Source organism: Rhodothermales bacterium (assembly GCA_034439735.1).
Lineage (GTDB): Bacteria > Bacteroidota > Rhodothermia > Rhodothermales > JAHQVL01 > JAWKNW01.
In genome coordinates this window covers 1-24,559 of the sequence record JAWXAX010000110.1, presented here as the reverse complement: position 1 = coordinate 24,559, position 24,559 = coordinate 1, and the positions used below count along the sequence as shown (strand labels likewise).

The following is a 24,559-nucleotide window of genomic DNA, read 5'->3' as shown; positions in this document are numbered from 1 at the left end:
GTTCCGAGGGGGGCCAGGGGGGTGTAAGCTTGCTTCTCGCCCCGCAACATTTTTCACGGCGCGGGGCAACGGACGGCACAACAAATTTTCTTACCTTCCATACCATGGAGCCGCAAGATCGCATCAAAGCGCAATTAATGGATGAGCGGGATCTGGACCGTACGCTGGAACGCATGGCCCGGCAGATCCTGGAGCATTTCGATCCGACTGCCAGCCGGGATGCCGGCGTGGGATTGGTCGGGTTGCATAAGCGAGGGGTGTACATTGCACGGCGCCTTCGCGAGAAAATTCGGCGTATCGAGGGGCTGGACGTACCCGTGGGTGTCCTCGACGCCACGATGTATCGGGACGATTTTCGCCTGCGCCTCAAGCAGCCAAGGGTTCGCGAAACCGATATTCCGTTTGACATCGCGGGCCGGCATATCGTCTTGATAGACGACGTATTATACACTGGCCGAACGGCGCGCGCTGCCCTCGACGCTTTGATGGATATGGGGCGGCCCGCCTCGGTACAGTTTCTTGTGATCGTGGATCGGGGGCTGCGCGAGCTGCCCATTTGCGCGGATATCGTGGGCCGGCAGGTGCCCACTATCCCCGGCGAGGAGGTGCGCGTCCGGCTCCAGGAAATCGACGGACGCGAGGGCGTCTGGCTTGTAGAAAACCCACTCGCGCGTCTGGAAGACCGCCCGCTCAACACCTGATATCGATGACCGCCGCCACAGGTCTGGAGACGACACCCCCGCTGACCGCCTTACGTCATCGTCATTTGCTCGGCCTGGCCACCTATGGCGCCGACGAGATTCAGTTGATCCTGGAAACGGCGCGCCACTTTCGCGACGTACTGGATCGGCCGATCAAGCGGGTACCCTCGTTACGCGGGGTCACCGTGGTCAACCTCTTTTTTGAGTCGTCTACCCGCACGCGCATCTCGTTTGAACTCGCCGAGAAACGCCTGTCAGCCGACACGATCAGCTTCTCGGCCTCGGGCTCGTCGGTGTCAAAGGGCGAGTCGCTCAAGGATACTGCCCAGAACATCGAGGCCATGAAGGTGGATATGGCGGTCATCCGCCACCGTTCGCCCGGCGCGGCGCACTTTCTCACCCGGTGCGTGGATTCGGTGGTCATCAACGCCGGCGACGGCGCCCACGAGCATCCCACCCAGGCGTTGCTCGACTGTCTTACCATCTCCGACCGCTTCCCTTCCTTCGAAGGCCTCAACGTGGCCATCATCGGCGACATCACGCACAGCCGGGTTGCCCGATCCAACATCTTCGCCCTCACCCGCCTCGGCGCCAACGTCACGCTCTGCGGTCCGAGCACGCTCATCCCGGTCGGCATCGAGCAGATGGGCGTCCGGGTGACGCACCGGCTTGCCGAGGCCCTCGAGGGATGCGACGTGGCGATGGCGCTCCGCATCCAGCTCGAACGCCAGGGCGCCAGCCTTTTCCCCAGCCTGCGCGAGTACCACACGCAGTTTGGGCTCAAGATGGAGGATATGGAGGCCCATCCGGACCTGATCGTGATGCATCCGGGGCCTGTGAATCGCGGGGTCGAGCTGGCCTCCGAGGTGGTGGACCACGAGCGCGCCGTCATTCTCAGCCAGGTGACCAACGGCGTCGCCGTACGCATGGCCGTTTTGTACCTGCTGAGCGGAGCCTCCACGGAAGAAGATTGACCCCTGGGCGCGCGGGTTTAAGCGAGCGCGATACACGGTCGATACTCGGGGGAGCCTTCTGATGTCCTCCCCACTGGCCCCCTACCCATATGCAGGTCGAGCTGGAGCCCTCCGCGCGCCTCGCGTTGTCGCCCCGTCATGAGTCGTTTCATCGTCTGGCCCGCCTCGCTGCCCGAACGGCTGGTGTGCCGGTGGCGGTCGTCATTTTTGGTCAGGGCGATGCCCAACACATCGTCGCTTCGTCTGGGCTGGAACCCCATACCTCCCTTCGCGCCGCGGATCTGCCTGGAGGGGACGGTCTTGAGGAAGCCGTCGTGCTCTACGACCTGATCCAGGAGACTATCCCCGTATTTGGCGAGTCGCTCGGGTATCGCTTTTTTGCTGCATTCCCCATCCCCGGCGGGGCGGACGCGAGCCGGCTCTGTCTGCTCGACATCGTGCCCCGCGCCCTGTCGACCGATCAGTGCAAGATGCTCGAGGACCTCGCCCTGCTGGCGTCGTCCGAGCGCGCACGGGCGACGGCGGATGCGTTGCTGGACGTCACGCAGGACGCAATCTACATCCTCGGGCGCGAGAGCGACATCCTGTTCTGGAACCAGCGTGCCCGGCAGCTTTACGGCTGGCCGCGCGACATGGCGATCGGGCAGAGCGCGCGCAGCCTCCTGCACGACGCCGGCGACACCCGGTTCGACCGGGCGCTCGCCACGATGCGCGAGCATGGCGCCTGGGCCGGCGAGTTGCGCCAGTTTACCCAGAACGGCGAAGAGGTGGCCGTCCAGAGCCGGTGGACGTCGCTACGCGATGCGCCCGAGCTGCCTGGCGACATCCTGGTGGTGAATACCGACATCACCGAGCGCCGCACCCTCGAAACCCAGCTCCTGCGTTCCCAGCGTATGGAAAGCCTGGGCACCCTCGCCGGGGGCATCGCGCACGACATGAACAACATCCTCGGCCCGATCATGATGTCCGTCCAGCTGCTGCGCAACCGCACCGCGGACGAGCGGAGCCTCCAGTTGCTCGACACCCTCGAGGCTTCGTCGCAGCGCGGGGCGGATCTGCTGCGGCAGGTGCTGTCGTTCGCCCGGGGCGTCGAGGGTGAGCGGGTGGCGGTGGACGTGCGCCGGCTCATCCACGAAGTGCAGAGCCTCATCAGCGAGGCGCTGCCCCCGACGATCGAGCAGCGTATCTATGCCGACGAGAACCTCTGGGGTGTCGAGGGTGATGCCACCCAGCTCCATCAGGTGTTGATGAATCTGTGCATCAACGCACGCGACGCCATGCCCGATGGCGGTATGATCCGTATTCGCGCCGTGAATATCGTGCTCGACGAAGTGTCTGCCGGCTACCTGCCCGAGGCGCGTTCCGGCCGCTTCGTGATGATCGCCGTGACGGATAGCGGCACCGGCATGTCGCAGGATGTGATCGACAAGATCTTCGACCCCTTCTTTACGACCAAAGCCCGCGGCACGGGCCTCGGCCTGTCCACTACCCTCGGCATCGTCAAGAGCCACGGTGGATACATAGCCATCGACAGCGAGCCCGCCCACGGGTCGCAGTTCAGGGTCTACCTCCCGGCGGTCGACCTCGCGCGGGCGCCGGCGGCGCTGAATCCGGACGCCGCGCCGGCCGGCCTGGGCGAAACCATTCTGGTGATCGACGACGAGCCGGCCATGCGCGCCCTTACGCAATCCGTCCTGGAAGACAACGGCTACCGGGTACTCCTCGCGGCGGACGGCAAGCTGGGCCTCGAAGCCTACGCCCGGCACCGCGGCGATATTGCCGCGGTCATCACCGACATCATGATGCCGAGCCTCGATGGCGCGCGTCTGATGCAGGCGCTGTACGACATGGACCCCGAGGCGCGCATCCTCGCCGTCAGCGGGGGCATCACGCGCGAGCAAGTGCTCGATCGCGTAGGCGTTGTTCCGCACGACTTCCTCGCGAAGCCCTACACCGCTTCCGAACTGCTCCGCCTCGTACGCACCGTCCTGGCAGGCTGAGCCTGCGCCTCCCACTCCTCTCACCGATTCCTCCGCTCCCATGAGTACCAGCATTCTGATCATCGACGATGATGCCCTGCTCCGCCGGACGATTCGCTTTGTCCTGGAGGACCGCGGCTACCAGGTGTTCGAGGCCAGCAACGGCAGCGAAGGGTTCGACATCGCGTCCGGAGTCGTCCCGGATATCGTCCTCCTGGACATCCGTATGGCCGAGATGAACGGATTTTCGACGCTACAGGCGATCAAGGGGGACCCTTTGTTGCGGCACATCCCGATCGTCATGATGACCGGGATGCCCAACGACCTCAGCCGGAAGCGCAGCAAGCAGGCCGGCGCCGAGTATTTTCTCGCGAAGCCCTTTTCGGTCAATCACCTCATCGACCTCATCGGCATGATCCCGATGCGTACCCGCGCCGAGGCGCGCTTTTCATCGGATCTGCGCTTTTGACCGATTCCGACCCTTGGTGCGACCTGGCGCGTACGTTATCTTGGCAACAACCCATACGCTGACGCCGCCGGGTTTGTGAGCGGACACCTGAGTGTTCATACCCGGGCGTGGCCGGCAAGAAACCAGAGGACGAGCGCGATGCCGGAAGGACTTAAGACATGGATCAAGCAGGAGGCTCCGTTTGAGAGCGAAGCGCAGGAGGCCGCCCTGAATCTGCTGGTAGCCGCGTCCTTTATGAACGAGCGGCTGGAACGGGCGGCGCAGAAGTACGACATCACCCGCAGCCAGTACAACATCCTGCGGATTTTACGAGGGGCGCCGGCGGATGGCTACCCCCGATGCGAGGTGCACGGCCGGATGATCGACCGCAGCCCGGACGTCACCCGCCTCATGGACCGGCTCGTGGAGCGCGGCCTGGTGGACCGCCGGCGATCCGACACCGACCGGCGCGTGGCGCTGCACACGATCACCGACAAAGGCCGCGCCCTGCTCCTGGAAATGCATCCAGACATCAGCGACACGATTACCTTTTTCGCTTCCCGCGTCAGCCAGGCCGATCTCCATCACCTCTCGCGCATCTGCGAAGGCATCTACCTGGAGCGGGAATGATTGATGGTCGATGATCGATCGTCAATGGTCGATGTGGTTTAATCACTGACCATTAACAATCAACCATTAACAATTAACCATCTATCACCGCTTGCTGACGTGCACGTAATCCCGTTCCGTGGGGCCGATGTAGATCTGGCGGGGGCGGAAGATGCGGGTGTCGGGGTCCTGGCGGAGTTCTTTCCACTGGGCGATCCAGCCGGGCAGCCGGCCGATGGCGAACATCACCGTGTACATGTTGGTCGGCAGGCCCATGGCGCGGTAGAGGATGCCGCTGTAGAAATCGACGTTAGGGTACAGCTTGCGCTCGACGAAGTAGCTGTCTTCCAGGGCGATGCGTTCGAGGTTTTTGGCGACATCGAGTAGCGGGTCCTCGACGCCGAGTTCGTCGAGCACCTTGTCGGCGGCCTTTTTGATGATTTTGGCGCGCGGGTCGAAGTTCTTGTAGACGCGGTGGCCGAAGCCCATGAGCCGGAAGTCGTCGTCCTTGTTCTTGGCTTTCTCGACGTATTTCTTGTAGTCCCCGCCGTCGGCCACGATCATCTTCAGCATCTCGATGACCTCCTGGTTGGCGCCGCCGTGGAGTGGGCCGGAGAGGGCGTTGATGCCGGCGGAGATCGAGGCGAAGAGGTTGGCGCCGCTGCTGCCAACCATGCGCACCGTGGAGGTGCTGCAGTTCTGCTCGTGCTCCGCGTGGAGGATCAGCAGCAGGTCCAGCGCCTCGGCGAGCGTCTTACTCACCTCGTAGTTTTCGGATGGCACCGCAAACATCATGTTCAGGAAGTTGCTGGGATAGTCCAGCGCGTTCCGGGGATAGACGTACGGTTGACCGATGGATTTTTTGTAGGAGAACGCGGCGATAGTGCTCAGCTTGGCGAGGAGGCGGATGATGTTTAATTCGACATCCTCATGCGCGTCGGACTCCGGGTAAAAGGTCGACAGGGTAGACACCATGCTCGACAACACGCTCATCGGATGCGCACTTCCCGGGTAGCCCTCGAAGAACTTCTTAAGGTCCTCGTGGAGCAGGCTGTGGCGCTTCAGCTGAGCCTCGAAGCCGGCCAGCTGCTCGGCCGTCGGTAGTTCGCCCTTGACGAGCAGGTAACACACTTCGGTGAATGAGGACTGTTCGGCCAACTGCTCGATCGGATACCCCCGATAACGGAGGATCCCCAGGTCGCCATCGATATACGTGATGGCGCTCTGGCAAGAACCGGTATTTCCGAACCCGACATCCAGTGTGATCGCGCCCGTCTGGCCGCGCAGCTTGGAGATGCCGATGCCCACTTCTTGCTCGGTCCCGACCACGATCGGAAGATCCATTTCTTTCTGATCGATACTGAGCTTCACCGTCTTGAGCTTCACTGTATCCATGTTCCGATGATTCTTAATTGAATACGACGTCGGTGGTATCGCTTCCGTCCTACCCATGCCGCCCAGGAAAGGGTCCTCAAAAAGCACATCAGGCAGGAAAAAAAGACGCAAAAAAAGGCCAATTTCTGCCGGTTTTTCAACGCAAGTTCCCCGGTTCGTGCGGGTAAAGCAAGAAGCAAACCAGTATCTCTTGCGGCTATTTCCGGCCCGGTTCCAAGGTATTCGCTTAAGAACCCCTGTATGACGGGCGATCCCCTATTTAAACTATATCGTTTCCGGCCGATACCCTGCTTATACGTTCTGGCCAACACCCCCCCGTGGCCCCCCCGTACACAGGCTCCCACCCTGCGTCCGAATCGCTCACTCAGAGAAGGACATACCCATGAAGGTATTCGGTAAACTCGCTCTGGCCGGCTTTTTCGCTCTCGCGATTCTTGCCAGCGCCTCCGCCGTGCCGGCGCCCCCTCGTTTTATCCCCTCCACACGTGCCTTCCCCCTGGTCGCATCCGATTCGACGCGGGATCGGCTCGAGCGAGATCTGGGGTTTGCCGTGGATGATCTCACCTACGAACTGGCGCGCGACCTGGAGATCCCGGCGTCCAACGGCGTCGTGTTGTTGCACATAGATCCGTCGAGCATCGCCTACCGCGAGAGCGAACTCCGAGGCGGGATGGTCATCGTGGAGATGGCCGATCAGCTCGTGAAGGACCGCACCGATTTCGAACGCATCTACCGATCGATGCCGGAAGACACCTATTTCCTGGTAATCTACTACCTGCCCCTCGATGCGGCCCCGCGGATGACGGCGCTGATCAAGCCCTGCGCTAGCTGCTGACCTCCAGCCGCTCCACCACCTCGCGGAGGCACCGCCCGAGGGCGTCGTCTGGCGATTCCGCCAACTCCCTGCCGGCCGATGCACGGTATACGGTCAGCCATGCGTCCACCGGCATCCTCGGGATGCCCAGCCGCTCCCTCAACCACGTGATTTCGGCTCCGAGAGGCGCGCAAACGGCGGTTTCCATGAACGAGGGTAGGGTGAGCGCTCGTTCGAGTGCCTGAAGTTGCGCCTGCCGATCGCCTGCCTGTCGTCCCTCGTCGAGGGCTTTGTGGATGGCTCGACCGGCGAGCGCCGGCTGGGCCATCGCACGGTGGAGGTCGAACGCGACCAGCGCGGATCGCGCCCGGCCCCAGGGGGTCTGGATCGTAGCCCACAGACGTTCTGCCTGTTCCAAAAGCGGGCCGGCCTCCTCGGGCCGGCCGCTTGCGATCAACGCCCTCGCCCAGACGACCTTCGTGAGGGCGATGATGGATAAATTGGCGGAGACCTCGCTTTCGCCGGCTACCGCGGCGGCCTGCCGGAGGCAGGCGTCCACATCACCGGTTTCGATGAGGATGAGGCAGGTGATGTACTGGTTCCAGATGTGGATGGTGCGGTCGCCGGCCTGCTCGAGCGCTTCGCGGGCCTCCGTGATCGAACGCCACGCCTCCTCCGGATTACCCTGATATAGTTGCGCCCACGCGATGTTGCTGAGCGCGAAGCCGGCGCCGCGCAGGTCGCCCTCCTGCCGGCGGTGGGCGAGGCTCCGCCGATGATACTCCTCCGCTTCGCTGAAGCGACCTTCGTACTGCGCGATCCAGCCCAGATTGTTCAGCGCCACCGCCGTACCGCGCGCCAGGCCCAGCGTCCGATTCACCGCGAGGCCCTCCTGGCACAGCGGCCGCGCCGTCGCGAGGTCGCTTTGTTCACAGGCTACCCAGCCGAGGTTGTTGAGGACCGCCGCCCTGCCGCTCGTGTCGCCGCGTTCTTCCCAGATGGCAAGCGCCTCCTCGAGACAGGCGCGGGCCCGAACGTTTTCGCCCCGGTTGTGCAGCAGGGTGCCGAGGCCGTTGAGGAGGCGTGCCCGGGTCGGTGATCGGTCCTGTGGGTCGTGCAGACCCAGCAGGCGTTCGAGGATCGAGACGCCCTCCTGGAGATGCCGGCGCTCGAGCCAGAACCGCCAGAGTGCCGCTCCGATACGCATGCCCATCGCCAAGGGCACCGCTCCGCCGGCTTCGTTCAAAATCGCCCGGTAGTTGTCGTATTCGCGTTCCAGCGCGCGAAGCCAGCGGGACTGGTCGCGGCGGGTGAGCTCGTCTTCGGCGCGTTCGGCGACCTCGAGAAAGTAGGTGGCGTGCGCGTGCCGGCCGGCCGGCCAGTCGCCGGCCTCGCGCAGCGCCTCTCGGGCGAAGCTGCCCAACGTTTCGAGCATCAAGAAGCGGGGTTCGTCGTTGGAATCACGCCGTTGGAGCAGACTGTGGTCGACGAGTTTTTCGATAAGATCGAGTACATCCGCCGGCTCGTGCCCCGCGCCATCCAGGAGTCGCTGCGCCGCCTCCAGGGAGAAATCGCCCATGAAAAGTCCCAGGCGCCGGAAAAACGCCTGCTCGGCGGGTTGAAGCAGATCGTAGCTCCAGGCGATGGCGTGGCGGAGCGTTTGATGGCGCTCGGGCCCATCGCGGTGGGTGGTTTTAAGCAGGTCGAGCCGGTCGCGCAGCCGATCGAGCAGCGCCGCCGGCGTGAAGAGGCGCGTCCGAGCCGCCGCGAGTTCGATCGCCAGCGGGAGGCCGTCCAGGCGCGCACAGATGCCGGCGACCGCCGCCACGTTCGAATCCGTCAGGGCGAAATCGGGCCGGATGGCCCGCGTGCGACGAACAAACAGGTCGATGGCCGGGAAGGCGAGGGCGGCCTCGGGCGAGACGGGCGGAGGGGTATCCGGGATGGCCAGCGGGGGCACGGGGAATTCGTGTTCGCCGGCGATGCGGAGCACGATCCGACTGGTCGTCATCACGTGGAGCCGGGGGCAGGCGCCCAGCAGAAAACGCACGAGGGGGGCCGCATCCACGACTTGCTCGAAGTTATCGAGGATGAGCAGCATGGACCGGCCGGCGATGGCGGCGGACAACGTTTCGTAGGGTGTGCGAGACGCCGAGGCCGGCGCACCAAGTGCTTGCGCGAGCGTAGAGGCGACGCGGTCGGGGTCGCGCACCGGGGCGAGCGAGACAAATACAGTCCCATCCACGAACCGCGACGCGAGCCGGCGCCCGGCCTCGAGGGCCAGCCGCGTCTTGCCAGCGCCGCCCGGACCGGTGAGGGTGACCATGCGTTCGGTCGCGACGAGCGCCAGGAGCTGCGCCAGCTCCGCCTGCCGTCCGATGAAACTGGTGAGGGGCTCCGGCAGCGTGGATGCCGTCGCCACGGGGACTCCCGCCGCGAGGTTGGCCAGGTCGCGCGCCAGGTCGGCGACGTTCGAGTACCGGTCCCTCGGCGACTTGGCGAGCGCCCGTGCGAGGATCGGACGGAGAGGCTCGGGAACCGGCGGCTCGCCGTCGGCCAGGGGGTCGCGCTCCAGGATCGCGTACATCACGGCCGCATCGTGCGGGTCAAAAAATGGCCGGCGGCCGGCGGTCATTTCGAAGAGCACGACCCCGAGCGACCAGAGGTCGGTCCGCGCGTCCACCGGTTCGCCGCGCAGTTGCTCGGGGGACATATAGGCCGGCGTGCCAACCCGCGCCCCGGCCTCGGTCAGCTCCTGCTCCCGGAGCAGCTTCGCGATCCCGAAGTCGAGGATACGCACGCCGCCCGAGTCGGTAAGGAAGATGTTTTCGGGTTTGATATCACGATGGATGATGCCAGCTCCGTGGGCGCACGCGAGCCCATCGGCCACTTCGCGGGCGATCGTCACGGCCTCGTCCAGCGGACAAGGGCCTTCGCGGAGCCGGTAACGCAACGTCCGCCCCTCGTAGTAGCTCATCGCGATGTATACCAGTCCGGCTTCACTCTCCCCGATTTCGTAAATCGTACAGATGTTGGGGTGGTCGAGGGCGGAGGAGGCGCGGGCTTCCTGGAGGAAGCGGGCGCGGGCGTCGGGGTCGTCATTCCGGCTCAGCGCCAGGAATTTGAGCGCGGCGGCGCGGTCCAACCGCTCGTCGAGCGCCTGGAAGACGACGCCCATGCCGCCGCGGCCGATCTCACGTACGAGCGTATAGTGCCGGATCCGTTCTCCGGCCACGGGGAGCACGGCTGGCGCCGGCCGCAACACGGACTCGAGGTGCTCTATCGGCCCCGTCGCTTCGCTGCCGGCGAGGAGCTGCGCGACCCCCTGATACAGCGCCAGGTCCTCCCCGCAAGCATCCTTGAGAAAGGCGAGGCGCGACTCCGCCGGACGATCGAGCGCCCGTGCAAACAGGTCCCGCGCGAGGCGCCAGCGCGCCGGGGTGCTGTCGATCCGCTCCGCGTTCATGGCGCCGGCTCGCTCAGCTGGCTGTTCAGCCAGGCGCGGGCCATCGTCCAGTCCCGGCTCACCGTGGCCGCCGAGATGTCCAGCGCCACGGCCGTTTCGTCCAGATTCATCCCGCCGAAGAACCGACATTCGACGATACGCGCTTGACGTGCGTCCAGCTGGCTCAGGCGTTCGAGTGCTTCGTGTAGGGCCAGGATGGACTCGGCGGTTTGCTCTTCGCCGGCCAGGTTGTCGTCCAACGTCGTCGCGCGTCGGTTGCCGCCGCGTTTCTCCGCGCCACGGCGGATCGCGTAGTCGACCAGGATCTGGCGCATCGCCTGCGACGCGATGGCCAGGAAATGGGCGCGATTCTGCCACGCCATGTGATCGAGTCGAGCGAGTTTCAGGTAGGCCTCGTGGACCAGCGCGGTGGCGTTTAACGTGTGCCCGTCGCGCTCCCGGCGGAGCCGGCCGTCGGCGATGCGCCGGAGATCGTCGTAGATCAGGGGGAATACACGATCAAATGCCGCGTTGTCGCCGCCGGCATAGGCCTCTAGCAGCCGGGTTATGGATGGGGTCGTCCTCACGGGCACATGCAGTTGGGAGGCCCGGGGGATGGCCCGGGGTGGGTCCATCCTGGCCGGCGGATGCGGCGAAATTCCAGTTTTGCCCTTTACCAACGCCCCAAGGTAGGGACTCTCGTTTCAATCGTCAACACGGTTCAGGAACGCGGCATGAGGGAAAAGCCAGCGCATTTCCGCTTAAAAGGGTGTACATTTTCTTATATCAGACACACCTTGCACCATGAGACTATCTGTTAGGTACATCCGCCCGGTCGCGTTGGCCCTGTTGCTATGCGGCTCCTTCGGCCATCGGCCCGCCGGCGCTCAGCCGGTCGCCAAAGCGCAGGCGCCGCTGCTGGAGGGCATCGGCCCGCTGCATTTTCCCATCACCACGGACAATCCGCTGGCCCAGCGCTACTTCAATCAGGGTCTGACGCTGGCCTACGCCTTTAATCACGCCGAGGCGAAGCGTTCCTTCGAGGAGGCGGCGCGGCAGGACCCCGACTGCGCCATCTGCCACTGGGGCGTTGCCCTGGTGTTAGGGCCGAACATCAACGCGGCGATGGATCCGGCATCCATGCCGGAAGCCCACGCCAGCGTCGAGCGCGCCCGGGCCCTGGCCGGCGGCGTCTCCGAACGGGAGCGCGACTTTATCGAGGCGCTCGCGGTGCGGTATGCGCCTGAAGCGCCGGCGGACCGCTCGCCGCTCGACGCCGCGTATAAAGACGCCATGCGCGCTGTAGCCGAGAAGTACCCGGACGACATGGACGCCGCGGCGCTTTATGCGGAGTCCATGATGGACACGACGCCCTGGAATTACTGGGAAGACGACGGCACGCCCGGTCCGATCACCGGCGAGATCCTGGCAACCCTCGAACGGGTGATGAAACACATGCCCGATCATCCGGGGGCCAACCATCTGTACATCCACGCCGTCGAGGAAAAGCACCCGGAGTTGGGTGAGCGCTCGGCCGATCGGCTGCGCGACCTCGTGCCCGTGGCCGGCCACCTGGTGCATATGCCGGCGCATATCTACATCCGCCTCGGGCGGTACGAGGATGCCGCCGAGGCGAACCGACTGGCCATCGTGGCGGACAACAGCTACGTCACCCAGTGTCGGCAGCAGGGGATCTATCCCCTCGGGTATATGCCGCACAACCACCACTTCCTGTGGGCCGCGGCGACGCTGGCCGGCAAAAGCGAGGAAGCCATCGCTTCCGCCCGACAACTCGCCACCCACACCGATCACCACATCATGCGCGCCGCGGCGTGGGGCTCGCTCCAGCATTTCTTCGTGACGCCGATGTACGCGATGGTTCGTTTTGGGAAGTGGGACGACGTGCTTGCGGAGCCGATGCCGGAGGCAGACCTGATCTACCCTCGCGCCGTCTGGCAGTACGGGCGATCGATTGCGCTGGTCCGGAAGGGGCGTCTCGACGAGGCGCAACAGGCCTACGCGGCCATGAAACAGTACAGCGCAGACTCTTCGCTCGAGGCCCTGTCCGTGAGCGGGCTGAACAATGCCAGTCAGCTGATGGCCATCGCCGATCGGATCGTGCAGGGCGAACTGGCGGCCGCTCAGGGACGGGTGGATGAGGCGGTAGCCCATCTGACGGCCGGCGTCGCCCTCGAAGAGGCCCTGGTCTATAGCGAGCCGGCCGACTGGCACCACCCCGTCCGCCAGATCCTTGGCGCGGTACTCATGAACGCCGGCCGCTTTGCTGAAGCCGAGCAGGTCTACCGGGACGACCTCGAGCGCTACCCGCGGAATGGATGGTCGCTGTTCGGATTACGCCAGAGCCTCCTGGCGCAGGACGATCACCAGAACGCAGCCCTCATCAAGATCCAACTCGATAAAGCCTGGGCGCTCGCGGATATCGAGCTAGCGTCCAGTTCCCTGTAACGGTTCCGAGTTTGGAGTTCCGGGGCCCGTGTCGTACGTGGTCCTCGGAACTCCGAACCCGGCCCCGCTCACTTCAGCAGAACCACCCGCTGGGTTTCCGTGAACCCTTCGCCCATGGCCTGGATGAGGTAGATGCCGCTGGGCAAGCTGTTGGAGACGAATCGGAAGGTATGCGCCGGCCCGGCGGGCAGGGCGCCCTCGAAGAGGCGTTCGACTTCCCGGCCGAGCAGGTCGAACACCCGGATCGCCACCTGTTGGCTCTTCGCGACTTTCAGCGTGAATTGTGTTTCGGGATTAAACGGGTTGGGGTACGCCGCCGTGAGCCGGTGCGTGCCGGGCAACGAGCCGGCCTCGTCGGATTCGTTCGAGACCAGGCTGGCGCCTGTGATCGCGATACCCGAGATCTTGGCCGTGCCCGTCTGGTTGTTGATACGGGCGAAGGTGATGTCCAGAATACCGTCGTTTACGGCGATGCCAGACAATTCCTCGATCACGGCGGTGTTCATGCCCCCGGCTTCCGCGAAGATGTCGTAGTCGTTCAGCACCAGCTCGCCTTCAACGAAGATATCCATCAGCCGCTCGCCGGCGCCTGTGTGGAAGGTCTCGGCGAAGTGCAGTTCGATCGTGTAGATCCCGGTCTGGACGCCGGGCAACACGAAGCGCAGCGTGTTCGCGAAGCGCTCCGCCTGGTACAGCGCGTCCGCCGTCGTGTTGGCGATGGGATCGGAGGAGATGAAGGTCGAGCCCACGAGAAACAGCCCCTCATTGTCTTCCCGGAAGGTCACGTCGCTGATATCGAGCGACGCGCCCCCGGCGTTCACGCCAAACGGGGCCTCGATGGGAGCGAGCGTTCCGAGTACCTCGATCGCATTGATCTTGGCCCGTTCCACGACGGCGGTAAAGGTGATATCCAGCATGCCGTCGTTCACGGCGACATTGAGGATCGTTTCGGTGACCGCCGTATTGGCGCCGCCAGCGCTGGCGAAGATGTCGTAGTTATCCAGCACCGTGGTGCCTTCCACGGTCACATCGAACTGTCGGCGGCCGGCCTCCAGGAACGCTGTTTCCGCAAAGTGGAGGCGCAGTTCGTAGTTCCCGTCGGCCGGGACAGGGATGCCGTAGCTGAAAGGCTCTCCTCCGTCGTTGGTGATGCGTTCGGAGAGGAACAGGTCGTCGACCTCCGTGCCCGCGATTGCGCGGCTGTCAAACGTTGTCGTTTTGCTGTCGGAGAAAAAGACGTCGCTCGTGAATGTCGTTCCGTTGAATGTCTTATCCGCGCCCCCTGCGTTCAGGCGGAGTATCGGGGCGTTCTGAGCGAGGGCCGCTGGCGCGGCGACCAGGGCGAGCAGGACGAGAATCAAGCCGAAAAGACCGGGAATGCTGCGTGGGGAGTTCATGGCCTACCTGAGATTATTTGGGGATCGCGCGCGGAGCGCCGGCGAATCGGGTGGATACTTTTTCTTTCGTGACGCGAAAGTCGGAGTACTGAAACGGGTGGGTGAAGCGACGGAACGCCCAGCTTCTGGCGCGTTCAAGGCGTCGGCAACCCCCGAAAGCCCTGCAAACACAATGCCCGACATTCCCCCGCCCGTCATCGATCTTCAGCAGGTTGTGCGCGCCTTTACCGAGGGCGACAACGAGCGTCTGGTGCTGGACGGCGTCAATCTCCAACTCGATCGCGGCGCCTTTGCCGTCTTGCTGGGGCGCAGCGGAACGGGCAAAAGCACCTTACTCAACGTCATCAGCGGGATCGATCTGCCGACGCGGGGGCGGGTGGCGCTCGACGGCGTAGATCTCACCTGTCTTAGCGAGCGCGAGCGGACGTTGTTCCGGCGAGCACGCATCGGCTTCGTGTTCCAGGCGTTTAATCTGATTCCCACGCTCACCGTCGAGGAAAACGTCCTCCTCCCGCTCGAACTCAACGGCCGGATGACGCGGGGGGAGATCGACCGCGCGCTCGACATCCTCGCCGAGGTGGGGTTGGGGGACCGGCGCGACAGTTATCCGGACCGCCTCTCCGGCGGCGAGCAGCAGCGGGTAGCCATCGCCCGCGCCCTCGCCCACGATCCCCCTCTCATCCTGGCCGACGAGCCCACCGGCAACCTGGACGACGAGACGGCCGGCCGCGTGCTGGAGTTGTTCGATTCGCTCCTGCGCCGGCTGGGTAAGACGACGCTCATCGTTACCCACGACCGCTCGATGATCTCCATGGCGGATCGCGTACTGGTGCTCCATGGCGGCGTCCTCTCGGAAACGACGCCCACGGCTATCGAATAATCGGCTATCGAATAACCCGCCATGGAATCTCTGCCCGGCCCGCTCCTGCGCCGCTCCAGCCTCCGGTACCTCGGCCGGCATCCCCTCCTGATGGGGCTGTCGATCCTGGGCATCGCGCTGGGTGTGGCGCTCGTGGTCTCGATCGACCTTGCGAACGACAGCGCCCGCCGCGCCTTCGCCCTGTCCGCCGAGCGGGTGACCGGCAAGGCGACGCACCAGGTGGTGAGCACGACCGGCCGGCTGCCGGCCGACGTCTATCGCACGCTCCGGATCCGAGAGGGGATCCGTGAAATCGCCCCGGTGGTGGAGGGGCATGCGGCGGCGCCCGGATTCGCCGGCCGCACGTTCCAGGTGCTGGGTATCGATCCGTTTTCCGAGGGCCCGTTTCGTGGTTATACCGAACGCGGGACGGGCTTCGATCTGGGTCGATTCATGGCCACGCCGGGGGCGGCGTTGCTCGCGGCCGGCACGGCGGACGCGCTCGGAAAGGCCGTCGGGGATACGATGCTTGTCCGAATCGGCGGCAGCCGGCGGGTGCTGCATCTCGTGGGCGTGCTGGACGCGGACGACGAGCGGAGCGCGTCGGCGATAACGGATCTGATGATCGTGGATGTCTCGACGGCCCAGGAGTGGTTCGGTTTTGGGGATGGCCTGAGCCATATCGACCTAGTCCTGCCGGACACGGACGCGGGAGTGCGCCGGCTGGCCGCCATCGAGGCGGCGTTGCCTCCGGGCGCCCAGGTGGTTCGTTCCGCGGCGCGCACCTCCACCATCGAACAGCTCACGCGGGCCTTCGAACTCAACCTGACCGCGCTGAGCCTGCTCGCGCTCGTCGTGGGGGTGTTCCTCGTCTACAACACCATGACCTTTTCCGTCGTCCAGCGCCGCAACCTGATCGGCCGGCTGCGGACGCTCGGCGTCTCTCGGGGGCAGGTGTTCGGGCTGGTGCTGGGCGAGGCCGTGCTCGTGGGCATCCTCGGCACCGCGCTGGGGCTGGTGCTGGGCGTGGCGTTGGGGCAGAACCTCGTTAAACTGGTCACCCGCACGATCAACGACCTGTATTACGTGCTCTCGGTTCAGGAAGTCGCCCTCTCCGTGGCGACACTTATGAAGGGCGTCGGGCTCGGGCTCGTGGCCACAGTAGCCGCGTCGATCGGGCCGGCGCGTGAAGCGGCCACGGCCCCGGCCGGCACCGTGCTGCGGCGGTCGGACGAAGAGTTGGCCCATCGGGCGCGTCTGCCGCGGTTGGTGGGCGCCGGCGCCGGTGCGGCGCTTGTCGGCCTGGCGCTGCTCCTCGTGCCGGGCAACAGCATCGTGGTCAGCTACACGGCCATGTTTTTTTTGATGATGGCCTTCGCGCTCGCGGCCCCGGCGGCCGTGGCCGGCATGGCCCGCCTCGCGCGGCCGCCGCTGGGGGCCCTTCTGGGGTTCACGGGCCGGATGGCGGCGCAAGGGATCGTGTCGTCGCTGAGCCGGACCGGCGTGGCCATCGCGGCGCTGATGATGGCCGTCGCGTCGACCATCGGGGTCGGCGTGATGGTCGGGAGTTTTCGGCAGACGGTGGAGGTGTGGCTCGAGCGGTCGCTCCAGGCCGACATCTACATCTCACCCCCAAGCCTGGTCATGCGCCGCGCCGGGAGTGCGTTGCCGGAGGCGTTCGTGGAAGACGTCCGCGCCTTCGGCGTGGCGCGCTCCGTGAGCACCGGCCGGCCCGTGCAAGTGCGGGGCGAGGCGGGGCCCGTGGACCTCGTCGCGTTCGACCTCGCGGCCGACAGCCGGCCGACGTTTGCCTTCAAGCAGGGCCGTCCCGAAGCCATCTGGCCGGCCTTCGACGCCGGCGAGGCGGTGCTCGTGTCGGAACCGTTCACCTTCCGGCAGGGTGTGCAGACCGGCGACTCGCTCCGGCTGCTGACCGACGCCGGATGGCGAACCTTTCCCGTGGCCGGCGTATTTTACGACTATGGCTCCGACATCGGCGTCGTCTTCATGGCGCGGACGACGTTCGACCGGTACTACGACGACCGGAGTGTGACCACGATGGCGTTGTATTTGCAGGAGGGCGCTTCGCTCGAAGTCGCGATCGACGGCTTGCGCGCCCTGGCGCCGGCCGGCGAAGACATCCTCATTCGGTCCAACCGGACGCTCCGCGCCCTGTCGATGGAGGTTTTCGATCGGACCTTTGCCATCACGTCGGTGCTGCAATTGTTGGCGATCGGAGTCGCCTTCATCGGCATCCTGAGCGCGCTGATGGCGCTGCAACTGGAGCGAAACCGCGAATTGGCCGTATTACGGGCTACTGGATTTACACCCGGACAGGTGTTCGGCTATGTGACGTTGCAAACTGGCCTCATGGGCCTCTTCGCCGGCGTGCTGGCGTTGCCGCTGGGCGGGGTGCTCGCGTCCATGCTTGTTTTTGTCATAAATAGACGCTCGTTCGGTTGGACGATGCAGTTCACGATACCGCCGACGATTCTCGTACAGGCAATTGTTCTTGCCGTCCTGGCGGCATGGCTTGCCGGCCTCTATCCTTCCTGGCGGATGTCCCGCGCTAACCCGTCACTGGCCTTGCGGGAAGATTGACCTATGGGAAAAAGAAACAAACATCGCGGCGCGACCGCCTCGGCCTTCTTCCAGGCCCGGGTGCTGGTCCCTATCGCCCTCCTGCTGCCGGCGCTGGCCGCGGCCTACATCTGGTACAACCAGCCTGAGCCTCAGGTCCGCGCCTCCGTAGATGTGCGCACTATCGTGGCTACGGACACGGTGGGGTACTCGCGGGCCGAAGGCCCCATCCCCTTGCGTTTTCCGGACGACCATGCCGCTCATCCGGATTTTAAGGTCGAGTGGTGGTACTACACCGGCAACGTGGCCGCGCCGGATGGCCGGCGCTTCGGTTATCAGTTCACCCTCTTCCGTAATGCCCTGGCGCCACCCGATACCTCCACCCGCGCCACAGAGTGGGGCACCAATCAGCTCTACATGGGGCACCTCGCCCTGACGGATATCGCGGCGAACCGCTTTTACGCGTTCGAACGTTTCAGCCGCGGCGCTGCGGATCTGGCCGGCTCGCACGCGCAGCCGTTTCGGGTCTGGCTGGAGGATTGGGAGGCCGCCCAGGCCGGCCCCACGATGCCCCCCATGCGTATCCGTGCGAGCGAAGGGGGCGTCCAACTCGATCTGATGCTCGAGCCGATGAAGCCGATGGTCCTCCAGGGCGATCGCGGCTACAGTGTCAAGGGCCCCGGCGCCGGTAACGCCTCGTATTACTACTCCTACACCCGGCTCAACACGACGGGGCGTATCGAGACCCCCGAGGGCTCGTACGAGGTCCAGGGGCTCAGCTGGATGGACCGCGAGTGGAGCTCGAGCCTGCTCGATAAGCACCAGGTGGGCTGGGACTGGTTTTCGCTCCAACTCACCGATCGCCGGGAGATCATGTACTTCATCGTCCGCGAAGGCGGCGCCGAGGCGCAGCCCTACGCGGACGGCGTGGTCGTGCAGCCCGATGGGTCGCGGATCCCGCTTCACCCCGGCGAACTGACCCTCGACGCCGTCGACACCTGGGAAAGCCCGCTCGATGGGGCCACCTACCCTTCGGGCTGGCGGATGCAGATTCCATCGCAGCGCATCGATCTGAGCATCGAGCCGGCGATCAAGAATCAAGAAGTCGATCTCTCGGTGCGGTACTGGGAAGGCTCGGTGACGGTGACCGGTTCGAGCGACGGCAGGCCGGTAGATGGGCGAGGGTATGTCGAACTCACGGGTTATGCCCGAAGCTCGCGATCGTTTGACGAAGAGTTGTCGGACGAGGAGCTGCTTTCGATGCCACGCGACTGGCAGCCGGGCGCCAAGGCGCCAACCGCGGAGCCGCCCCCGGGCGATGCCAAGGTCGGCACGAAAGAGCCGGGCGCCAAGCGAAAAACGAACTGAAGACTCCGCCTCCACATCCTGCCTCATGCTTCCCCACCTCAACCTGCCGGCCTGCACCCTGACGGTCCACGAGGAGGATGGACATCCCATCGTATTCGACCCCATCCGGCAGCGGTTCGTTGCGCTCACGCCCGAGGAATGGGTACGGCAGCATTTTGTCCACTTTCTCGTGCAGGACCGTGGATTTCCCGTGGGGCTTCTGGCCATCGAAAAGGGATTTCGCTACCAGGGGATGGCCTGCCGCGCCGACATCGTGGCGCACGACCGCGCGGGCGCGCCGGCGCTGGTGGTTGAGTGCAAAGCGCCGGTAGTCGATATCCATCAGGGGACGTTCGATCAGATCGCCCGCTACAATACGGTCCTTCAGGCATCGTACCTCGTTGTTACGAATGGTATGGTACACTATTGTTGCCTTGTGGATTGGGACCGACACACGTATACGTTTGTCGACACCGTGCCCGCGTACGAGCAGATCAGCACCCCGCGCGTTCCCGGTATCACATCCCGGCGCACACCTACTAACCGAAGACGATAAGAAAATCGATGTATACCCGTGAACGTGAAATCGCCATCGCCGCCGTGCGCGAAGCCAGTATCATCTGCCGCGCCGTGCAGGCGCGTATTTCGAGCAGTGTGCTGGAGAAAAAAGACAAGAGCCCGGTGACCGTGGCCGACTTCGGCAGCCAGGCGCTGGTGTGCCGCGCCCTACGCGAGGCGTTCGCCGGCGACCCGATCATTGCCGAAGAAGACAGCGCGGCGTTGCGCGAAGCCGGCCAGAGCGAACTCCTCGCCCGCGTCGTGAACCACGTGAGCGAAATCCGCCCCGGCGTCTCCGCTGATACCGTGTGCCAGTGGATCGACTTCGGTGGGGCCAACGCCTACAGCAAGCGATTCTGGACGCTCGACCCCATCGACGGCACCAAGGGCTTCCTGCGTAACGAGCAATACGCGATCGCGCTGGCCCTGATCGTCGACGGCGAGATCGTCGTTTCCGCCCTCGGATGCCCGAACCTGCCGGTGTCGGCGGATCGGCCGGATCAGGTCGGCGTCATCTTCGCCGCCGTGAAGGGCGAGGGCGCCGTCGCGATCGAGCTGGATTCCGACGCGGCCCCCGAGGCTGTGCGCGTGAGCGACCTCGCGGACAGCCGGAAGGCGCGGTTCTGCGAGTCCGTCGAGTCCGGCCACAGCTCGCACGACGACTCCGCAACCGTGAGCCAGCGCCTCGGGATCACGGCCGAGGCCGTGCGCATGGACAGTCAGGCGAAATACGCGACCGTGGCCCGCGGCGACGCAGATATCTACCTCCGCCTGCCGACGCGCGCCGGCTATGTCGAGAAAATCTGGGACCACGCGGCCGGCGTGCTGGTCATCACCGAGGCCGGCGGCCGGGTGACGGACATCAATGGCAAGCCGCTGGAATTTACCCACGGCTCGGGCCTCGAGAAAAACAAAGGCGTGATCGTGACCAACGGCCACCTGCATGAGGCCGTGCTCGAGGCGCTGAACGCGGTCGGGGTCGCCGCTTAGCGGTTCAAGGTTCGATGTTTAAGGACATGGCCCCTTAAACCTTGAACGTTACACCTTAAACCCATTCACGATTTGACCGCACGCCTGCTCCAGCACCGGGTATTCCTTGGCGTAGCAGAATCGGAGCAGGTGACGGCCGCTCTCGGGGTCGCTAAAGAACGAATCGCCGGGGACGGTGGCGACGCCGGCGATCTGGATGAGCGTTTCGCACGCTTCGCGGGCGGAAGTGTAGCCGGGGCGTTTTCGGGCGAGTTCTTCGAAGCCGGCGAGCACGTAATACGCGCCCTGGGGACGGCTGAAGGTAAACCCGGCCGCTTCCAGGGCATCGCACATCATGCGGCGCTTGACGACATAGTCGGCCATCATCCCCTCGTAGTACGCATCTTCCAATTCGAATGCCCGCGCGACGCCGTGCTGAAGGGGCGCCGGCGCGCAGATCGAAAACAGGTCGTTGAGCAGACCCATCTTCTCGATAATCGCCGGCGGAGCCACGGCGTAGCCGAGCCGCCAGCCGGTCATGTTGTAGGTTTTGGAGAAGCCGGAGATCGTGACGGTCCGCTCGTACCCGCCCGGTAACGAGGCTAGTGAGACGTGCTCGTGGCCGTCGTACGTCATGTACTCGTAGATCTCGTCGGTGATGGCGTAGAGATTGTGTTTCTCCATGAGTGCGAGCAGCTGAGCCAGCTCGTCGCGCGTCCACACCTTGCCGTTAGGATTGCCCGGCGTGTTGACGATCACCGCTTTGGTGGCCGGCGTGATGGCGCGCTCCACCTCGTCGAAGTCGATGACCCAATCGCGTCCGCGCATCGTGACGTAGCGCGGGACGGCGCCGGGGAGACGGAGCAGGTTGCGGTGGTACCCGTAAAACGGCTCAAAGAGGATGGCCTCGTCGCCGGGGTCCAGCAGCGCGAAGATGGCGCTCACAAACGCCCCGGTCGAGCCGATACAGACGATGACCTCTTCATAGCTTTGCACGGGGATCCGATTGAAGGATCGCGCTTTTTGGTAGATGGCGCGCCGCAGTTCGGGGATACCGGCGTAACTGGTGTAGATGGAGTGATCCGCGTCGATGGCGGCGTGGGCGCCGGCCTTGATGAGTTCCGGGGTGGGGAGGTCGCAGATGCCCTGCCCCAGGTTGATGCCGCCCACGCGGTTGATCAGCTGGGTGACGGCGCGGATGTCGCTCTGGACGAGGTTTTCCGTGCGGGAGGCGAGGGGTTTGAGGATGTCTGCCATACAATAATCGTCTGATATCATGCCTCACACGACCCGAGAAACAGATCAGCGCTACCTGCGGGAGGCGATCGAACTGGCGGCGGAAAACGCCCGGTTGGGGCGGGGCGGACCCTTTGCCGCGCTGGTCGTGCACGCCGGCCGGGTCATCGCCCGCTGCACCAACCGGGTGACGGCGCTGAATGATCCGACGGCCCACGCCGAAGTCGAGGCCATCCGGGAAGCCTGCCGGCAACTCGGCGACTATCAGCTGCCGGGATGCACCCTCTACGCCTCCTGCGAACCCTGCCCGATGTGCCTCGGGGCGATCTACTGGGCCCGGCCGGTCCGTGTGGTGTTTGCCGCGACCCGCCACGAAGCCGCTGCCGCCGGCTTCGACGATGCGTTCATCTACCGGGAACTCACCTTGCCGCCTGTTGACCGCTCGATCCCGTTCGAGCCAGTCGATCTGCCCGAAGCCGGCCTGCCGTTCGACCGGTGGCGTGAAGCCGAGGGTCGAATCGACTACTGAGCGGTTCCCCGGTTCAGTATCCCCCCGAAAAACCGGAGGGTGCGGACGACCTGCCGCTCCCAGTACGTCCACTCGTGCCCGCCCGGGAATTCCTCGTACGTGTGCGGGATGCCGGCTGCATCGAGCGCGGCGTGTAGGGCCCGGTTGTCCTCCAGAAGCGGATCCTCGGTGCCGCAGTCGAACCGCAGCGGCGGGAGGGTAGCTTTGTGGCGGACCAGTGCGCCGAGCGCGTCGCAATGCTCCGGAGGCACGCCGAAAGCTTCAATGGGCTCCTCGACGAACGTCTTGAGTCGTTCCAGATGGATGACGGACGAGTGGCCCGAGATGCCCCGAAAGCGGGATCCATGCGTCGCTCCGAGGCGCAGCGCCCCGAATCCTCCCATGGACAGCCCGCCGATAAACAGCGGGCTGGCGGAGGAGGTGCGCCCTGTCTCCTGCGCGACCGCCGCCGGTACCTCGTCGACGATCCAGCGCTCAGCGTTCCGTTCGGGGTGGGGCAGGTAGCCGCTCCCATCGCCCCAGAGCCCGTCCGACGGCATGGCGATGGCCAGTGGGGGAAGCTCGCCGGCGTCGATCATACGCTGCGCCGTGCGATGGACGCCCCCCTTGTACGCCCACGCCCAGTGGCTCCCGTAGACGCCATGGAGCAAAAGCACGAGCGGAAGATCGCGCTCCGGGCCTTCTGCCGGCAGATACAGTGTGAGATCCGCCCGCCGGCCGAGCGCAGGGCTCTTGACCGTGATGTGGCGAAGCGACTCGTGCTCGAAACGGGGGTCTGAGGCGCGAAGGGTGCGGAAGTCGGGCATAGGTAGAATAGGCGTGAGAGGCAGCAAGGTAAGGCTTTTACAGAGCGAGTGTGAAGATGAGGTATGGGAGTATTCCGTATCCCGACGTATCATCTACATCGCATCATGCTCACCAAACATCCCCCCACCCTTCGACTCCCCCGGCTCCGCCGGTGTCGCTCAGGGCAAGCCCCTCCACCCATGCCTTCAAAAATCCTCCTCATCACCGGCGACGCCGGCGAAAGCTTTGAAGCGCTGTACGCGCGGCAGCGATTCCAGGAAGCCGGCTACACCCCGGTGCTGGCGGCGCCGCGGAAGAAACGGCTGAACCTCGTCATCCACGATTTTGAGCCTGGCTGGGACACCTATATCGAAAAGCCGGGGTACATCCTGGAGGCGGATATTTCCTTTGACGACGTGAAGGTAGACGAGTACATCGCCGTTCTCGTCCTGGGCGGCCGGGCGCCGGAGTATCTGCGGCACAATGCGCGGGTGATGGCCATCGTGCAGGAGTTCGACCAGCGCGAAAAGTGGGTCTGGGCGATCTGTCACGGCATCCAGGTGTTGATCACGGCCGGCCTGGCCGGAGGGCGCATCCTGACGTGTTACGAGCACGTACGCTCCGAGGTCGAAGCCTGCGGCGGGACGTATTCCACCCAGCAGGCCATACGCGACGGCCGGTACGTCACCGGCCAGACCTGGCAATCGCACCCCGAATTCTACCGCGAGGTGTTTGCCTGTCTGGGCGAATGAGCGGCCCATGAATCCTAAATTCGTACGATCATGAAACTACACAAACGCTTCATGCGCCTGATCAAATCCTGGTTCAGGCTACCCTGGGGACGGCTCTGAGATCGCAACGTCTGCTCTTATCTAAGCACAGTCAGCTTCCGCGTCTGTGAGGCTCCGCCGGCCTCCAGGCGGTACACATACATTCCCACCGGGAGAGAGGCCGAGTCGAACGCCACTTCATGGTTGCCCGCGGCTTCCAGTCCGTTCGCCAGTACCGCCACCTCACGGCCAAGCAGATCGAACAGGCGGATGGTGACAGTGGCTGTCTCGGGCAGCGAATAGCCGATGCGGGCGACGCCGGCGGTCGGGTTTGGGTAGCTCTGGTCGAGCCGGAAGGGCCCGGTGCCGTCGAGCGTCAGTTCGAGCACGGGCGAGAAGGTCTCACTGTCGTCCACGTACACGCTGCGGATTCGGTAAAAGAGCCGTTCGCTTTCGGCCGGCGTCGAGCGATCCGTCCAGACGTATTCGCTGCTCGCCGTTCTCGCTCTAATTTTTTCTACCACGCCGATCGATTCGAACGAGTCTCCGGTGGTGGAGCGCTGGATGACGTAGTTGACGAGGTCGGTTTCATTGCGCGCTTCCCAGAAGATCCCGACCACCTCTTCTTCATGGACGATGTCCAGGCTCACCAACTGCACGCTGACGGAGCCCCCCCCATTATTTCCCCCTCCATCAC

General features: G+C 64.7%; 21 protein-coding genes. 14 read left to right on the top strand and 7 right to left on the bottom strand.

Going from position 1 to position 24,559, the window contains the following annotated elements; genetic code table 11:
* Positions 1-104: 104 nt before the first annotated feature.
* From pyrR to SH809_08805, 5 genes are all read left to right on the top strand, one after another.
* Positions 105-701, top strand: coding sequence for a bifunctional pyr operon transcriptional regulator/uracil phosphoribosyltransferase PyrR (pyrR, locus tag SH809_08825; GenBank protein ID MDZ4699793.1), 597 nt, complete (start codon positions 105-107; stop codon positions 699-701).
* A 5-nt stretch (positions 702-706) separates the two neighbouring features.
* Positions 707-1,675 carry an aspartate carbamoyltransferase catalytic subunit gene (locus SH809_08820; GenBank protein MDZ4699792.1) on the top strand — a complete coding sequence of 323 codons (969 nt, stop codon included), beginning with the start codon at positions 707-709 and terminating at the stop codon, positions 1,673-1,675.
* Between the two features lie 89 nt (positions 1,676-1,764).
* Positions 1,765-3,675, top strand: a complete 1,911-nt coding sequence (locus tag SH809_08815; protein MDZ4699791.1) for an ATP-binding protein — start codon at positions 1,765-1,767, stop codon at positions 3,673-3,675.
* Positions 3,676-3,715: 40 nt separating this feature from the next.
* Positions 3,716-4,123, top strand: coding sequence for a response regulator (locus tag SH809_08810; GenBank protein MDZ4699790.1), 408 nt, complete (start codon positions 3,716-3,718; stop codon positions 4,121-4,123).
* Positions 4,124-4,261: 138 nt separating this feature from the next.
* Positions 4,262-4,732, top strand: a complete 471-nt coding sequence (locus SH809_08805) for a winged helix DNA-binding protein (protein MDZ4699789.1) — start codon at positions 4,262-4,264, stop codon at positions 4,730-4,732.
* A gap of 84 nt (positions 4,733-4,816) precedes the next feature.
* On the opposite strand, the gene SH809_08800 is transcribed toward SH809_08805, so the two are convergent.
* Positions 4,817-6,106 carry a citrate synthase gene (locus SH809_08800; protein MDZ4699788.1) on the bottom strand — a complete coding sequence of 430 codons (1,290 nt, stop codon included), beginning with the start codon at positions 6,104-6,106 and terminating at the stop codon, positions 4,817-4,819.
* Between the two features lie 382 nt (positions 6,107-6,488).
* On the opposite strand from SH809_08800, the gene SH809_08795 reads away from it, so the two are divergent.
* Positions 6,489-6,941 (top strand): PDZ domain-containing protein, encoded by a 453-nt coding sequence (locus tag SH809_08795; GenBank protein ID MDZ4699787.1) that lies wholly within the window; start codon positions 6,489-6,491, stop codon positions 6,939-6,941.
* Here SH809_08795 and SH809_08790 read toward each other — a convergent pair.
* Positions 6,931-10,386 (bottom strand): protein kinase, encoded by a 3,456-nt coding sequence (locus SH809_08790; GenBank protein MDZ4699786.1) that lies wholly within the window; start codon positions 10,384-10,386, stop codon positions 6,931-6,933. The two genes, SH809_08795 and SH809_08790, sit on opposite strands and share 11 nt — an antisense overlap.
* Positions 10,383-11,000, bottom strand: coding sequence for a sigma-70 family RNA polymerase sigma factor (locus tag SH809_08785; protein ID MDZ4699785.1), 618 nt, complete (start codon positions 10,998-11,000; stop codon positions 10,383-10,385). Before SH809_08785 ends, SH809_08790 begins: the two co-directional genes overlap by 4 nt.
* Before the next feature lie 169 nt (positions 11,001-11,169).
* On the opposite strand from SH809_08785, the gene SH809_08780 reads away from it, so the two are divergent.
* On the top strand, positions 11,170-12,831 hold the full coding sequence (locus tag SH809_08780; protein ID MDZ4699784.1) for a hypothetical protein: 1,662 nt from the start codon (positions 11,170-11,172) through the stop codon (positions 12,829-12,831).
* 68 nt (positions 12,832-12,899) lie between these two features.
* Here the strand turns inward: SH809_08780 and SH809_08775 are convergent, their stop codons facing one another.
* Positions 12,900-14,228 (bottom strand): malectin domain-containing carbohydrate-binding protein, encoded by a 1,329-nt coding sequence (locus SH809_08775; GenBank protein MDZ4699783.1) that lies wholly within the window; start codon positions 14,226-14,228, stop codon positions 12,900-12,902.
* Positions 14,229-14,400: 172 nt separating this feature from the next.
* Between SH809_08775 and SH809_08770 the strand changes: the two genes are divergently transcribed.
* Genes SH809_08770 through SH809_08750 form a run of 5 tightly spaced genes read left to right on the top strand, consistent with a single transcriptional unit; the run spans position 14,401 to position 20,562 of the window.
* Positions 14,401-15,108, top strand: a complete 708-nt coding sequence (locus SH809_08770; protein ID MDZ4699782.1) for an ABC transporter ATP-binding protein — start codon at positions 14,401-14,403, stop codon at positions 15,106-15,108.
* A 21-nt stretch (positions 15,109-15,129) separates the two neighbouring features.
* The gene (locus SH809_08765) at positions 15,130-17,688 is read left to right on the top strand and encodes an FtsX-like permease family protein (protein MDZ4699781.1); all 2,559 of its coding nucleotides are present in this window, start codon (positions 15,130-15,132) and stop codon (positions 17,686-17,688) included.
* A gap of 3 nt (positions 17,689-17,691) precedes the next feature.
* Positions 17,692-19,035, top strand: coding sequence for a lipocalin-like domain-containing protein (locus tag SH809_08760; GenBank protein ID MDZ4699780.1), 1,344 nt, complete (start codon positions 17,692-17,694; stop codon positions 19,033-19,035).
* Positions 19,036-19,060: 25 nt separating this feature from the next.
* Positions 19,061-19,570: a type I restriction enzyme HsdR N-terminal domain-containing protein gene (locus SH809_08755; protein MDZ4699779.1), complete on the top strand. Its 510-nt coding sequence runs from the start codon at positions 19,061-19,063 to the stop codon at positions 19,568-19,570.
* 8 nt (positions 19,571-19,578) lie between these two features.
* On the top strand, positions 19,579-20,562 hold the full coding sequence (locus SH809_08750; GenBank protein MDZ4699778.1) for a 3'(2'),5'-bisphosphate nucleotidase: 984 nt from the start codon (positions 19,579-19,581) through the stop codon (positions 20,560-20,562).
* Positions 20,563-20,610: 48 nt separating this feature from the next.
* Here SH809_08750 and SH809_08745 read toward each other — a convergent pair whose 3' ends face one another.
* Positions 20,611-21,798, bottom strand: coding sequence for a pyridoxal phosphate-dependent aminotransferase (locus SH809_08745; protein MDZ4699777.1), 1,188 nt, complete (start codon positions 21,796-21,798; stop codon positions 20,611-20,613).
* 19 nt (positions 21,799-21,817) lie between these two features.
* On the opposite strand from SH809_08745, the gene SH809_08740 reads away from it, so the two are divergent.
* Positions 21,818-22,306, top strand: a complete 489-nt coding sequence (locus tag SH809_08740; GenBank protein MDZ4699776.1) for a nucleoside deaminase — start codon at positions 21,818-21,820, stop codon at positions 22,304-22,306.
* On the opposite strand, the gene SH809_08735 is transcribed toward SH809_08740, so the two are convergent.
* Positions 22,300-23,112: an alpha/beta hydrolase-fold protein gene (locus SH809_08735; protein MDZ4699775.1), complete on the bottom strand. Its 813-nt coding sequence runs from the start codon at positions 23,110-23,112 to the stop codon at positions 22,300-22,302. The two genes, SH809_08740 and SH809_08735, sit on opposite strands and share 7 nt — an antisense overlap.
* A 180-nt stretch (positions 23,113-23,292) precedes the next feature.
* Between SH809_08735 and SH809_08730 the strand changes: the two genes are divergently transcribed.
* Positions 23,293-23,844, top strand: a complete 552-nt coding sequence (locus tag SH809_08730; protein ID MDZ4699774.1) for a DJ-1/PfpI family protein — start codon at positions 23,293-23,295, stop codon at positions 23,842-23,844.
* 116 nt (positions 23,845-23,960) lie between these two features.
* On the opposite strand, the gene SH809_08725 is transcribed toward SH809_08730, so the two are convergent.
* Positions 23,961-24,559 (bottom strand): T9SS type A sorting domain-containing protein (locus SH809_08725; protein MDZ4699773.1); only part of this gene is annotated, 599 nt, incomplete at its 5' end.